At 36.8% G+C, this 13,768-nt stretch carries 19 protein-coding genes; 17 read left to right on the forward strand and 2 right to left on the reverse strand.

The window, feature by feature from the left end:
* Nucleotides 1–49 precede the first annotated feature (49 nt).
* The 12 genes from MKY02_RS05955 to mtnN all read left to right on the forward strand — a co-directional run bounded on the left by MKY02_RS05955 (nt 50) and on the right by mtnN (nt 8,443).
* Nucleotides 50–316 (forward strand): IreB family regulatory phosphoprotein, encoded by a 267-nt coding sequence (locus MKY02_RS05955; RefSeq protein ID WP_038187270.1) that lies wholly within the window; start codon nt 50–52, stop codon nt 314–316.
* A gap of 2 nt (nt 317–318) precedes the next feature.
* Nucleotides 319–732, forward strand: a complete 414-nt coding sequence (gene ruvX, locus MKY02_RS05960; RefSeq protein WP_038187267.1) for a Holliday junction resolvase RuvX — start codon at nt 319–321, stop codon at nt 730–732.
* Nucleotides 733–750: 18 nt separating this feature from the next.
* A complete protein-coding gene (locus tag MKY02_RS05965; RefSeq protein ID WP_038187264.1) occupies nt 751–1,047 on the forward strand; it encodes a DUF1292 domain-containing protein in 297 nt (98 codons plus the stop codon).
* 28 nt (nt 1,048–1,075) lie between these two features.
* Nucleotides 1,076–1,369 carry a DUF1292 domain-containing protein gene (locus MKY02_RS05970; protein WP_038187247.1) on the forward strand — a complete coding sequence of 98 codons (294 nt, stop codon included), beginning with the start codon at nt 1,076–1,078 and terminating at the stop codon, nt 1,367–1,369.
* Nucleotides 1,370–1,458: 89 nt separating this feature from the next.
* Entirely contained in the window at nt 1,459–2,577 is a 1,119-nt protein-coding gene (mltG, locus tag MKY02_RS05975) for an endolytic transglycosylase MltG (RefSeq protein ID WP_179078244.1), read from the forward strand.
* An 89-nt stretch (nt 2,578–2,666) separates the two neighbouring features.
* A complete protein-coding gene (locus MKY02_RS05980) occupies nt 2,667–3,299 on the forward strand; it encodes an O-methyltransferase (protein WP_038187244.1) in 633 nt (210 codons plus the stop codon).
* Between the two features lie 6 nt (nt 3,300–3,305).
* Nucleotides 3,306–4,235 (forward strand): peptidase U32 family protein, encoded by a 930-nt coding sequence (locus MKY02_RS05985; protein WP_038187242.1) that lies wholly within the window; start codon nt 3,306–3,308, stop codon nt 4,233–4,235.
* Between the two features lie 17 nt (nt 4,236–4,252).
* The gene (locus MKY02_RS05990; protein ID WP_038187239.1) at nt 4,253–5,527 is read left to right on the forward strand and encodes a peptidase U32 family protein; all 1,275 of its coding nucleotides are present in this window, start codon (nt 4,253–4,255) and stop codon (nt 5,525–5,527) included.
* A complete protein-coding gene (gene udk, locus MKY02_RS05995) occupies nt 5,527–6,165 on the forward strand; it encodes a uridine kinase (protein WP_038187236.1) in 639 nt (212 codons plus the stop codon). Before MKY02_RS05990 ends, udk begins: the two co-directional genes overlap by 1 nt.
* Nucleotides 6,166–6,275: 110 nt before the next feature.
* A complete protein-coding gene (gene greA, locus MKY02_RS06000; protein ID WP_038187233.1) occupies nt 6,276–6,752 on the forward strand; it encodes a transcription elongation factor GreA in 477 nt (158 codons plus the stop codon).
* Nucleotides 6,753–6,860: 108 nt separating this feature from the next.
* A complete protein-coding gene (locus MKY02_RS06005) occupies nt 6,861–7,649 on the forward strand; it encodes a YrrS family protein (RefSeq protein ID WP_076034365.1) in 789 nt (262 codons plus the stop codon).
* Nucleotides 7,650–7,750: 101 nt separating this feature from the next.
* Entirely contained in the window at nt 7,751–8,443 is a 693-nt protein-coding gene (mtnN, locus tag MKY02_RS06010; RefSeq protein ID WP_076034366.1) for a 5'-methylthioadenosine/S-adenosylhomocysteine nucleosidase, read from the forward strand.
* 239 nt (nt 8,444–8,682) lie between these two features.
* Here mtnN and sigK read toward each other — a convergent pair whose 3' ends face one another.
* Nucleotides 8,683–9,387, reverse strand: a complete 705-nt coding sequence (gene sigK, locus MKY02_RS06015; RefSeq protein WP_038187226.1) for an RNA polymerase sporulation sigma factor SigK — start codon at nt 9,385–9,387, stop codon at nt 8,683–8,685.
* 108 nt (nt 9,388–9,495) lie between these two features.
* Entirely contained in the window at nt 9,496–10,035 is a 540-nt protein-coding gene (gene pssA / locus MKY02_RS06020; protein WP_179078245.1) for a CDP-diacylglycerol--serine O-phosphatidyltransferase, read from the reverse strand.
* Between the two features lie 91 nt (nt 10,036–10,126).
* Here pssA and MKY02_RS06025 point away from each other — a divergent pair, with 91 nt between their 5' ends.
* The 5 genes from MKY02_RS06025 to yhbY all read left to right on the forward strand — a co-directional run bounded on the left by MKY02_RS06025 (nt 10,127) and on the right by yhbY (nt 13,763).
* Nucleotides 10,127–10,909, forward strand: coding sequence for a phosphatidylserine decarboxylase (locus MKY02_RS06025; RefSeq protein WP_340711680.1), 783 nt, complete (start codon nt 10,127–10,129; stop codon nt 10,907–10,909).
* Nucleotides 10,910–10,995: 86 nt separating this feature from the next.
* Nucleotides 10,996–11,511: a YqeG family HAD IIIA-type phosphatase gene (locus MKY02_RS06030; RefSeq protein ID WP_038187223.1), complete on the forward strand. Its 516-nt coding sequence runs from the start codon at nt 10,996–10,998 to the stop codon at nt 11,509–11,511.
* Nucleotides 11,512–11,515: 4 nt separating this feature from the next.
* Complete coding sequence (gene yqeH / locus MKY02_RS06035; protein ID WP_038187220.1) at nt 11,516–12,619, forward strand: ribosome biogenesis GTPase YqeH; 1,104 nt, start codon at nt 11,516–11,518, stop codon at nt 12,617–12,619.
* Between the two features lie 12 nt (nt 12,620–12,631).
* A complete protein-coding gene (gene aroE, locus MKY02_RS06040) occupies nt 12,632–13,477 on the forward strand; it encodes a shikimate dehydrogenase (protein WP_340710804.1) in 846 nt (281 codons plus the stop codon).
* Nucleotides 13,464–13,763, forward strand: coding sequence for a ribosome assembly RNA-binding protein YhbY (gene yhbY, locus MKY02_RS06045; RefSeq protein WP_038187215.1), 300 nt, complete (start codon nt 13,464–13,466; stop codon nt 13,761–13,763). The genes aroE and yhbY overlap by 14 nt, the downstream gene beginning before the upstream one ends.
* The last annotated feature ends 5 nt before the right edge of the window (nt 13,764–13,768 follow it).

The following is a 13,768-nucleotide window of genomic DNA, read 5'->3' on the forward strand; positions in this document are numbered from 1 at the left end:
GAATAGAAGATTTTTTATACTTTCAAAAACTTAAAGTGAGGTGCTGAGCATGAGTTCGTTCGATCAAACGATGAAATTTAATTTTCCCGAAGAATCTATGGAACAAGAAGTAAAGCAAACTATGCTTCATGTTCATGCGGCACTAGAAGAAAAAGGGTATAATCCGATTAATCAGATTGTTGGTTACCTGCTGTCAGGTGATCCGGCATATATTCCTCGTCATCAAGAGGCTCGTAACAAAATTCGCAAGCTTGAGCGTGACGAAATACTAGAAGAACTTGTGAAGTTCTACATTAAAAAGAATAACGAGGCATAATGATGAGAATAATGGGTTTAGATGTTGGTTCTAAAACAGTTGGAGTAGCAATTAGTGATGCACTAGGTTGGACTGCTCAAGGAATTGAAACTGTAAAAATCGACGAAGAAAACGAAGAATTTGGTATTGACCGAATTCGTGAACTTGTCCAATCATATGGAGTAACGGAATTCGTTGTTGGATTCCCCAAAAATATGAACAATACTGTCGGCCCTAGAGGAGAAGCTTCTCAACGCTATAAAGAGCTGTTAGAGGATACCTTCTCTTTAAAGGTAACATTATGGGATGAGCGTCTAACAACGATGGCTGCGGAGCGCTTGCTGATTGAAGCAGATGTCCGTCGCAAGGATCGAAAAAAAGTTATTGATAAGATGGCTGCGGTTATGATCCTTCAAGGGTATTTAGACCGAAAATAATTATGAGGTGAATATATTATGACAAACGAAAACGAACAAGAACAACGCAATATCACAGTGGTAGATGAAGAGGGCAACGAACAATTGTGTGAAGTACTTCATACATTTGACTCAGAAGAATTCGGTAAATCTTACGTACTTTACTACGTAATTGGTACTGAAGATGAAGAAGGCGAAGTAGAAATCTTTGCATCAGCATTCACACCTTCTGAAGATGGTCAAGACGGTGAATTAGCACCAATCGAAACTGAAGCTGAATGGGATTTAATCGAGCAAGTTGTAAATGAGCTTGATGAAGATATCGACGCTGAATAATTTTTAATTTAAACAAGAGGTGAAAAGCATGTCAAATGAACAAGAACACGATCACAAACATATCCATCTAATCGATGAAGAAGGCAACGAACACACATATGCCGTGCTTTATGAATTTTCAGTAGATGCTACTGAACAATCATACGTTCTTTATTATGAAGAGGGCGTTGCAGAAGGTGAACAAGTAGAAGTTTTCGCTGCTAAAACTATATTATCAGAAGACGGTGAACTTGAATCGATTGAAGAAATTGAAACAGATGAAGAGTGGGATATGGTTGAAGAAGTATTGAACACGCTTGACGCTGAATTCGGTGAAGAGTAATCTGTAAGCCTTTATGAAAGCGGAATGGTTTTTTTCATTCCGCTTTTTATTTATGATAATAGTTTAGATAGGTAATAGGAGGACAGCTAGTGGACCAGGAATCTCAAAAAAAAGCAATGTTAGAGAAAATGAAAGAACATAAAAAAGAAGTAAAAACCGTTCGGAAAATTGTTTTCATTATTGCTTTAATCGTTATTATTGTTACAGCCATAATTGGTACGAGCGTGTATTTTTATGTATCTAGTGCATTAAAACCTGTTGATCCTGATTCTAACAAGACAGTGAAGGTTGAAGTGCCAATTGGTTCTAATCTCGATTCTATCGCTACCACGCTTGAGAAAAAGAACATCATTAAAGATGCTAAAGTTTTTAAATACTACACAAAGTTTAAAAATGAATCAGAGTTCCAAGCAGGGTCGTATAAATTAACAAAATCAATGACAATCGATGAAATTATTCAAAGTTTGAAAACAGGTAAGGTATATCGTCAGCCAGCTTTCTCTCTTATCATTCCAGAAGGCTTGACAATAGATCAAATTGGTAATCGCGTTGCTAAAAGTACACAGTACTCATCAGATGAATTTATGAAGCTTGTAACAAGCAAATCTTTCGTTAAGAAGATGAAAGCTAAGTATCCAGAACTGATTACGAAAAAAGTAAGTAACAAAAAGATTCGTTACGCGTTAGAAGGATATTTATATCCAGCGACCTACGCATTCTTTGAAGAAGAACCTACTTTAGAAGAAATTGTAGATCAAATGATTGCTCAAACAAATACGGTTGTAACGCAATATAGTGAACAGTTAAAAGAAAAAGGTATGTCTGTTCATGAATTTTTAACATTTGCTTCATTACTTGAACGTGAAGCTACTGCTAAAACTGACCGAGAAACAATCGCAAGTGTTTTCAATAACCGACTTGAAGCGGGTATGCCTTTACAAACAGACCCGACAGTTTTGTATGCATTAGGTGAGCATAAGGATCGTGTCTTATATAAAGACTTAGAGGTAGATAATCCTTATAACACTTATAAAGTGAAGGGATTACCACCAGGACCGATAGCCAATGCAGGTAAAGAATCATTAGATGCGGCAATTAGCCCTGCTGAAACGCCATATTTGTATTTCTTAGCGGATAAAAATGGTATCAATCATTTCGCTGAAAAGTACGAAGAACATCTAAAGAATGTTGACAAATATATTAAGTAACAAACTGTAGAAGAAAAGCACTACTCGCTTTTCTTCTATTTTCATGATAATATAAAGTGTATTTTTGATACTTAAGGAGCTATGAAAGTATGAACATTTCGGATTCATATATTCAAACCTTCATCCAACCAAGATCAGAATTGCTAATGGAAATGGAACGCTTCGCTGAAGAGAACCATGTACCAATTATGCAATTACCTGCAATCGAGATATTGCTTCAAATGCTGCGTATACAACAGCCATCATCTATATTAGAAATAGGGTCAGCCATTGGCTATTCCGCTATTCGTATGGCAGAGACATTACCACAATGCCAGGTTGTGACGATTGAACGTGATGCCCTACGCATTCAACATGCAAAACAATTTATCGCACAATCGGTTGCTAAAGAGAATATTGAGTTACTTGAAGGGGATGCGTTAGAAGTGGATGTGGAAAGTAATCATCCGACTTTTGATGCTGTTTTTATTGATGCGGCAAAAGGTCAGTACCAACGCTTTTTCGACAAATATAGTCCCCTAGTTCGTTCTGGCGGTATACTATATATCGATAATATGTACATGCATGGCCTATCAGATTTAGATATGAAAGAAGTACCAAGACGAAAAAGAACAATGATCCGTAACCTACATCATTTTGCAGACTGGATTATTAATCATCCTGATTACAAATCCACATTCTTCCCAGTAGGGGACGGTTTATTGATATGTATAAAGAGGTGACCATTCATGAAGAAACCTGAATTACTCGTTACACCACAATCTGTTGAGCATGTTGAAGCACTCATCCAAGCTGGAGCGGATGCTTTTTTAATAGGTGAACAACAATTCGGTCTACGTTTAGCAGGTGAATTTTCAATAGAACAAGTAGCTGCAGCAACTGAGAAAATTCATGCAGCAGGAAAAAAAGTATATGTAGCGATGAATGCTATTTTCCATAATGACAGAGTAGACGCACTTGCACCATATATGCGAAAATTAGCGGAAATTGGCGTAGATGCAATCGTTTTTGGCGATCCTGCTATGATTATTGCGCGACGTGAAGCAGAAGTGACGATTCCGCTACATTGGAGTCCGGAAACTATTGCAACAAACTGGTTCCAAGCTGACTATTGGGGCAAACGTGGAGCAACGCGTACAGTTTTAGCTCGAGAGTTAAGCATGGATGAAGTAATTGAAATTAAAGAAAACACAAAATTTGAAATCGAAGTACAAGTTCATGGTATGACTTGTATGTTCCAATCAAAACGTTCATTACTGGGTAACTATTTCTTATATCAAGATAAAGCAATGGAAGTTGAAAACCGTAAAGAAAATCGTAATATGTTTTTACATGATGACGAACGTAATAACAAATATCCAATTTATGAAGATTTAAATGGTACGCACATTTTCAGTCCGAATGATTTATGTATTATTGATGAATTAGATGAGTTATTTGAAGCGGGAATTGATTCATTTAAAATTGAAGGTGTGCTACAATCACCTGAATATGTTGTTACTGTGACAAAATGTTACCGTAAAGCAATCGATGCTTATGCGGAATCAGCTGACAGTTATTTCGATATTAAAAATGACTTATTAGCAAAAATTGAAGAAATTCAACCAGCAATTCGTCCATTAGATACTGGATTCTACTTTAAGGAAACAGTCTATTAAGAAAGGAGAGGTTCACTTTGACAATAATACAAAATGATCGCATCAGCGAAATCATTGATGGCAAAAGAGTCATCGTGCGAAAACCTGAATTATTGGCACCAGCAGGTAGCTTAGAGAAATTAAAAATAGCTGTACACTACGGTGCAGATGCTGTTTTCATCGGCGGACGCGAATTTGGTTTACGTTCAAATGCAGGCAACTTCTCCATTGACGAAATGCGTGAAGGTGTTGAATTTGCAAAGAAATATGGCGCTAAAATTTATGTCACAACAAATATCTTTGCTCATAATGAAAACATGGACGGTCTTGAAGAATACTTACGTGACCTGGAATCAGCAGGTATTACAGGTATCATCGTGGCAGATCCACTCATTATTGAAACATGTCGTGAAGTGGCACCAAAGATTGAAATTCATTTAAGTACACAGCAATCTCTATCCAACTGGAAGGCAGTACAGTATTGGAAAGAAGAAGGTTTACACCGAGTTGTATTGGCTCGTGAAACAAGTGCTGAGGAAATCAAACTTATGAAAGAAAAAGTGGATATCGAAATCGAGTCGTTCGTTCATGGTGCGATGTGTATCGCCTATAGTGGACGTTGTGTGTTATCTAACCATATGACAGCACGGGATTCTAACCGCGGTGGTTGTTGTCAATCATGCCGTTGGGATTATGACTTATATGAAGTAGAAGATGGCGTTGAAAAACCATTATTTACTGAAGACGATGAAGCATTTGCCATGAGTCCAAAAGACTTAAAACTAATCGAATCTATTCCTAAAATTATTGAGCTTGGTATCGATTCATTAAAAGTAGAAGGTCGTATGAAATCCATTCATTACGTAGCAACCGTGGTAAGCGTATATCGTAAAGTTATGGACGCATACTGTGCAGACCCAGATAACTTCAAAATCGATAAAGCTTGGTTAGAAGAATTAGATAAATGTGCAAATCGTGAAACGGCCTCATCTTTCTTTGAAGGAGAGCCAAGTTACGAGCAACAAATGTTTGGAGAGCATGGTAAACAAACGAAATATGATTTCGTCGGTATGGTGCTTGATTATGATAAAGAAACAAAAATGGTTACATTGCAACAACGTAACTTCTTCAAACCAGGTGAAGAAGTGGAATTTTTCGGTCCTGAAATTGAAAATTTCCGAGTAACACTAGATGAAGTTTGGGATGAGGACGGCAATGCACTAGACGCAGCACGTCATCCGTTACAAATTGTTCGCTTTAAATGTGAACAAGAATTATTCCCACATAATATGATGCGTAAGGAGACCCGATAATGAGTAAAAAACGTCCTGTTGTAATTGGGATTGCCGGTGGTTCGGGTTCAGGTAAAACGAGTGTTACACATGCTATCCATGATGTATTTAAAGAACACTCAGTTGTTGTTATTGAACAAGACTATTATTATAAAGATCAAAGTCATTTAGAGTTTGAGCAACGTTTATCTACAAACTATGATCATCCAAATGCCTTTGACACAGATTTATTAATTGAAGATGTCAAACGTCTTTTAAATAGACAAGCTATAGAAAAACCAGTGTATGACTATGCTCTACATACACGTGCAAAAGAAACAATTCACATCGAACCACAGGATGTAATTATTTTAGAAGGAATTTTAGTTTTAGAAGATGAACGTCTACGTGATTTAATGGATATTAAATTATTTGTGGATACTGATTCTGACTTACGTATTATCCGTCGAATAGTTCGTGATATAAATGAGCGTGGCCGCTCAATCGATTCTGTCGTTGACCAATACTTATCTGTTGTTCGTCCAATGCACAATCAATTCATCGAACCTACAAAACGATATGCTGATATTATCATCCCTGAGGGTGGTCAAAATGAAGTGGCAATCGATTTAATGGTTACAAAAATTAAAACAATTCTTGAATCTGAAACTATTGTGTAATATGATATTTATGGATTGGCAATATTTTCATAAAAACTATGTCGCATTCTTTTCATAGAAGCGGCATAGTATTTTTATTAAGTAGTGAATTATCTAAGGAGTGAAATACTTTGTCAAATGAAAAACAATACCCAATGACAACAGCGGGTAAACAGAAATTACAAGATGAACTAGAGTACTTAATCTCAACGAAACGTAAAGAAGTAGTAGAGCGTATTAAAATAGCTCGTAGTTTCGGTGACCTTTCTGAAAACTCTGAGTATGATGCAGCGAAGGATGAACAAGGATTTGTTGAAGGTCGTATTACGATTCTTGAAGCAATGATTCGTAATGCTGTTATCATCACAGAAGACCAATTAAGTAATGACTTTGTTGCAATTGGTAAAACGGTTACATTTTTAGAACTTCCAGATGGCGATGAAGAAACTTACACAATCGTAGGTTCAGCAGAAGCAGATCCTATCGAAGGTCTTATTTCAAATGACTCACCAATTGCTAAAGGTCTTCTAGGCCGTAAAGTTGGAGAAGAGTTAAAAGTTACTACGCCTGGTGGAGACATGGACGTACGTATCATCACAATCAAATAAAATGATTATGCAAAAAGGCTTATTCTAAATGGATAAGCTTTTTTTGTTTGGGACAATGAAACAATTCGTGTTACTCTATAATAGAGATTTTATATAGGGGGAATCAAAATGGCTGAGACGAAACGTCGATACAACCCACAACCTAATCGACCACAAGATAAAAAGAAAAAAATGGATAAATTATTAAATGGACTAATAGGAGTCGTTGTACTACTTATACTTGTAGTAGCGACTATGATAATACTAGGTGACAAATCCGACGACAAAGACACTGCAAAAGAGACGGATAAAATACAGCAAGAAAAACCTGTTATTAAACAACCTGCAGAAGAAGAGGAAGATGAGTCAGACGAACCGGAAGAACCGGAAGAACCAACTGAAACGGAAGACAATGACGAAGAGAATAATAATGTAGATGATACTACTAGTACGGAAGAAGATACAGAGAGTAATAACTCAGTAGATCAAACACAAACTGATAGTAGCACTTCTACAGATAACAACTCAAATTCATCAGAAGATAAAACAAATAGCTCAACAGCGAAAAAAGAAGATTCGGATGATCCTATTGTCAAAGAAGTCATCAAAGACTCTAACTGGAAACCAACTGCTACAGCTCAAAAGGAATCAGGTGCACAGCATAATTCTAGTTACGATTCTAATTCAATAGACTGGAAAGAGAAGGTCACAACACTGGCTTCAACAACTGGTCTAAATGAAGATGATATGATTGTTTGGTTTATTAAAAATGGTGGGAGTCCAGATACGGCAATAGGGACTGTTTCTTCAAAGGATAAAAAAGATAAGTACCGTGTGTATATGAAATGGGTAAAAAACAAAGGATGGAAACCAACGAAAATGGAAGTTCTAAAGACTTTACCAAGTGCAAATCAATAAACTCTTTTAAGAAAATGAAAAGGCGTCATCCTCGTTCTTGACGGATGGACGCCTTTTGTTTTATGTTTAAAGAAGTGTCGAAAAAAGAAAGGCGGAGAAATATGAAAATCGCAGTTATTGGTGCAATGGAAGAGGAAGTAGAACTTCTACGTGCAACTCTTGAAAATACAACTTCAACAACAATCGCAAATAGTGAATATACAACAGGTACATATAAAGGGCATGATGTTATTTTACTTAAAAGTGGAATTGGTAAAGTCAATGCAGGGATGTCTACGACAATTTTGTTACACCAATTTAAACCTGATGTTGTGATTAACACAGGTTCAGCAGGTGGCTTTGATGAGAACTTAGAAGTTGGAGCTGTTGTTATCTCTGATGAGGTACGTCATCATGATGTAGATGCTACTATCTTCGGTTATGAAATGGGTCAAGTACCACAAATGCCTGCTGCTTTTAAATCGGATGAGATGCTACGTAAAGTAGCTGAGGAAGCCGTAGCAGAGCTTGGAGAGCATCAATTTGCAACTGGGCTTATTTCAACAGGAGATTCATTTATGAACGATCCTGAACGTGTAGCGCTTGTTAGAAGCCATTTCCCACAAATGAAGGCTGCTGAAATGGAAGCGGCAGCAGTAGCGCAAGTATGTCATCAATTCGGTACACCATTCGTCGTTATTCGAGCGTTATCTGATATTGCAGGTAAAGAATCGAATATTAGTTTTGAGGAATTCTTACCAGTGGCTGCAAAACATTCAACTGAAATCGTTTTACGTGTTATTGAAAAACTTTAATGTTCACAATTACGCCTATTATTTGACAGAAGTTGTTCATATATCATCTGATCTAAATAACATCCTAATGGTAAAATAGTTGTAGGGATGCTACACATTAATCTAGGGATGTTAGGGGGACTTGGCATGGTATTTTTAATGGCAGGAGCAATGGCGATTACAGCAATTGCTAGTTTAATTATTACAGCTGAAACAACTGACTAACTTAAATAACTAGTAAGCTCTCTCTGAGATGCCTCTCAGAGGGAGTTTTTTTCATGTTTAAAATATTGATAGAGTTTTATTAATGCTCGTTTTTCAATACGAGAAACGTAACTTCTCGAAATACTTAGTTTTTTTGCGATTTCTTTTTGAGTCAAAGGTTCAAAGGTACCTAGTCCATATCGATTTTGAATAATTTCAAGTTCCCGTTCATCCAATTTATCGAGATGTCTATATAAATGCTGTTCTTCCTCCTGTTGCTCAATCTGTACATCAGTTGGTCGTTCATCACTTTGCAGTAAGTCTGTAATTTCTAATGCATTCCCGTCTTTATCTGTACCGATTGGTTCATATAAAGAAACATCCTTCTGTACTTTTTTCTGAGCTCTTAAGAACATCAGTATTTCATTTTCAATACAGCGTGCGGCATAAGTAGCTAGGCGTGTTTTCTTATCCGGTGTAAAGCTACTAACAGCTTTCATTAAACCAATAGTACCGATAGAAATGTAATCATCAAGTTGCTCGTGTTTCGGATGAAATTTTTTCACGACATGGGCGACAAGACGCATATTTCTTTCGACAAGCTCGAGCTTCGCTTGTTCATCGCCTGCTAAATAGCGTTCCAAACAAAGGGCCTCTTCTTCCTTTGAAAATGGTTGAGGGAACGCCTGACCTTTCAAATAGCCGACAATTGAGGGAATCTCCATCCAAAATTGGATGATGGCTGTTAATAATGTACTCATTTCAGACATCCTTTCTGTCATCGTTCATCAATATATGACAGCTTGTGGTTGTCTAAGTACGTAAAAAAGCGCCCAATTTAATTGGACGCTTTAGACATTTCAATTTCATTAAACTTTTTTCAAAGAAAAGGTACTAATCATTAAAATAGATAAAATCGGGAACAAAAACATGTAAAATACCGTTGAAAGTATAGATATAAAAAAGAATGAGGCAGTTAAGATAGCACCTGCAGCTGTAATAGGCAGGCCAGTGAAAAAGCCATTTGATTCTGTAATGTTAAAACGGGCTAGTCTAAATGCGCCGCAAGCCATGTACATGACAGTCACTACCATTCCTACTGTACCAAATTGGCTTAACACCACTTCGTACATTAATAACGCAGGGGCAACGCCGAATGATATAATATCACTCATCGAGTCAAGTTGTTTACCTAATGCCGATTCCTGGTTATATTTTCGTGCTACTTTTCCATCGTAGCGATCTAGCAGGGCAGCTATAAAAATAAATAACACACTGTATTCGTATGATTCATTGATGGTAGCCATAATTGACGCACCACCAAAAGATAGATTTCCAATAGTGATTAAGTTTGCTAAATGTGATTTCATTTTTTTAACTGTGGTATCCACCATGTGAAGTAAAAACAATGGACAACACTCCTTTGTTATTCAGTATTAGAACATTATACTTCTTTTATAAGTTTCCGTAAATCTTTTTTGGAATGGAGGACAATGCATGATGAAAGAAAAACTTTATCAAAAAGCGATTGAACTAACGAATGGTAAATGGTCTTCGGTGCTTTTAAAACGCTTTACCACATCGGCTATAAGTAAGAAGATAATACCGTCCTATATTGATATATACGATATTGAAACGGGCGAGGTTTCAAAAAACATGCAATCTTTTACGAGTTTACATGATTTCTTCACACGTAAGCTCGTATCAGAAGCAAGACCAATTGATCATAATCCAGAAATGTATGTAAGTCCTGTTGATGCAAAAATTGAATCGTTTGGAACGATAGAAAATAATACATCGTTTTTTGTAAAAGGGAAAACCTATGATTTAGTTGATCTTTTAGGTAAGGAAGAGCATGCGAAAACATTTGAAAATGGTCAATACATTGTCTTTTACTTAAGTCCTAGAGATTATCACCGTATTCATAGTCCGATTGATGGGAAAGTTGTTCGCCAATATACACTTGGTGCGAAGTCATATCCAGTTAACGGCACTGGTCTTACATATGGTAATAAACCGATTTCTGGCAATTACCGTAGTGTTACAGAGCTAAAAACGAGTAGTGGCGTACATTGCGAAGTGATAAAAGTTGGCGCAATGTTCGTAAATTCTATTCAATTGACGAATACGTCTGACACTTGGGAAAAAGGCGAGGAAGTTGGTTATTTCACTTTCGGTTCGACTGTTGTCATGATTTTTGAAAAGAATCGTGCGGCATTCCTTGAAAATGTTGTGAAAGATGGACGGATTCGTGTGGGAGAAGCGTTCGCACATATGTTATAATCGATAAAGTGAATTAAAGAGAATACGTCTAGTTTAGTGAGCAAACACTAAATAACGTTGACTATGATAGATAAGGGGAACATGATTTGTATAACTTTTTAATGCCAAAAGAATTTGTCACATCGATTTATCAAATTACACCTGACAAACTAAAGCAACTTGGTGTTCGCGGAATTATTACAGATTTGGATAATACACTTGTCGAATGGGATCGTCCAGATGCGACTGAAAAGCTAATCGAATGGTTGAAAACTATTCGTGAAGCGGGTATTCAAGTAATGATCGTTTCAAATAACAAAGAGCTTCGTGTAAAAGCATTTGCAGATCCTTTAGAGCTACCATATATCTTCAATGCTCGTAAGCCTATGGGTAATGCATTTAAGCGAGCTTTAAAAAGACTGAATATGCAGCGACATGAAGTTGTCATGGTAGGCGATCAAATGCTGACGGATGTCCTTGGTGGAAATCGTCTTCGCATACACACTATTCTTGTGAAGCCAGTTGCACTATCTGATGGCTTTGTCACACGCTTTAATCGCATGGTCGAAAGACGTGTCTTTAATTATTTGAAAAAACATGGTGTCAAAACTTGGGAGGAATAAATAAATGAATGAAATGCCAAATTGTATCGGCTGTGGAACAATTATTCAAACAGACGATTCAAAAGCGCCAGGTTATGCACCGGCTTCATCTCTTGAAAAGGAAAGTATCATCTGTCAACGATGCTTCCGTTTGAAAAATTATAATGAATTACAACCGGTAGCATTAACAGATGATGATTTCTTACGTATTTTAAACGGTTTAGGTCAACAAAATGGCTTAATCGTTAAAATTGTAGATATTTTTGATTTCAATGGAAGCTGGTTACCGGGCTTACACCGTTTTGTAGGCAATAACCCTGTATTATTAATTGCAAACAAAGCAGATTTACTACCAAAGTCAGTGAAAAAACAAAAAGTTGTTAACTGGCTAAAGCAAGAGGCAAAGAAATTAGGTTTAAAACCAATTGACGTTATGCTTGTTAGTGCACATAAAGGAATGGGCATGCAAGAAGCAATGGCTGCTATCGATGAATATCGTCGTGGACAAGACGTATATGTAGTTGGGTGTACGAATGTTGGTAAATCAACTTTTATCAACCGTATTATTAAACAAGCAACAGGTGAAAAAGAAGTGATTACAACATCTTATTTCCCTGGGACAACTTTAGATATGATTGAAATTCCTTTAGAGGATGGTAAAGCAATCTTTGATACTCCAGGAATTATTAATCATCATCAAATGGCACATTATTTAGACCCGTCTGAACTTAAATATATTATGCCGAAAAAAGAAATAAAACCAAAAGTATTCCAATTGAACGAAGGCCAAACACTATTTGTTGGAGCATTAGCACGCTTTGATTTTATACAAGGTGCTCGTGCTGCATTCACTGTTCATATTGCAAATGATTTACAGATTCATCGTACAAAATTAGAAAAAGCAGATGACTTATATGAAACCCATAGAGGTGAGTTATTAGCTCCACCTTCTGAAAAGTATATCGATCAATTGCCAGAATTAGTGCGTTATGAATTCTCTATTAAAGAAGCAAAAACAGATATCGTCTTTTCTGGTTTAGGTTGGATTACCGTTCAAAATGCAAATGTTGTCATTGCAGCATATGCTCCTAAAGGTGTGGAAGTTCAAATTCGTCCATCTCTTATTTAGGAGGATTTTGATATGAAAAAATGGTTTGCAGTTATTGGAGACCCTATCGAGCATTCGATGTCTCCAGCAATGCACAATCAGTGGTTCTCAGCAGAAAATTTAGATGCAGCTTATTTACCAATCCATGTGTTATCTGAGCAATTAGAAGAAGCTATAAGTTCTTTGAAAATGCTTGGAGCAAGTGGCTGGAATGTGACGATCCCACATAAAACTTCGATTATCCCATATCTAGATGAGCTTGATACAATGGCGGAAAAAATGGGTGCTGTGAATACGGTTGTTCGACAAGCGGATGGCAAGTTAAAAGGCTATAATACAGATGGTCTTGGCTTTGTGCGTTCATTAGAAGAGGCAATTGGAGACGCCCACCGTGATGGCCGTGTGCTATTAATTGGAGCTGGTGGAGCAGCGAGAGGTATTGCCTTTGCGCTGAAACACACTGGTTATCAAACGATTACGATTGCCAACCGCACTGTAGCGAATGCAGAACTAATCTGTAAGGAGTTAGGTAGTAGTGCAAATGCAATTTCACTGAAGGAAGCAGAAGCAACTTTAGGTGATTATGATATTTTAATTCAAACAACACCAGCTGGTCTAAAAAATGGTACATTACAACTGCCATTTGAACTAGATCAGCTCTCAACTAAAGCAATTGTTGCGGATATTGTGTATAATCCTTTAATGACGCCTTTTTTACAGGCGGCAGAACAACGTGGGGCAACCGTGGTGACAGGATTAGGAATGTTCGTTCATCAAGGTGCTTTAGCATTTAATTATTGGTTAGGACAGTTCCCTAATACGACTTCTATGAAAGAGTCGTTAACGGAACAATTAGGAGGAAATAATGTTAACAGGTAAACAAAAACGTTTTTTACGTGCGGAAGCACATCACTTAAATCCAATTTTCCAAGTAGGTAAAGGCGGAGTGAATGACGCATTAATCAAACATATTAAAGAAGCAATTGAAGTACGCGAATTAATGAAAATTCGTATTTTAGATAACTGTGAAGAAGATAAACATGAAGTAGCAGAAGCATTAGCAAAAGGTGCTCGTGCAGAACTTGTGCAATTAATTGGATTAACAGTTGTATTATATAAAGAATCTCGTGATAACAAACGTATTGAATTACCAAAATCTAAATAAGGATT

This window comes from Viridibacillus sp. FSL R5-0888 (assembly GCF_038009105.1).
In the GTDB taxonomy this organism is placed as follows: domain Bacteria; phylum Bacillota; class Bacilli; order Bacillales_A; family Planococcaceae; genus Viridibacillus; species Viridibacillus arenosi.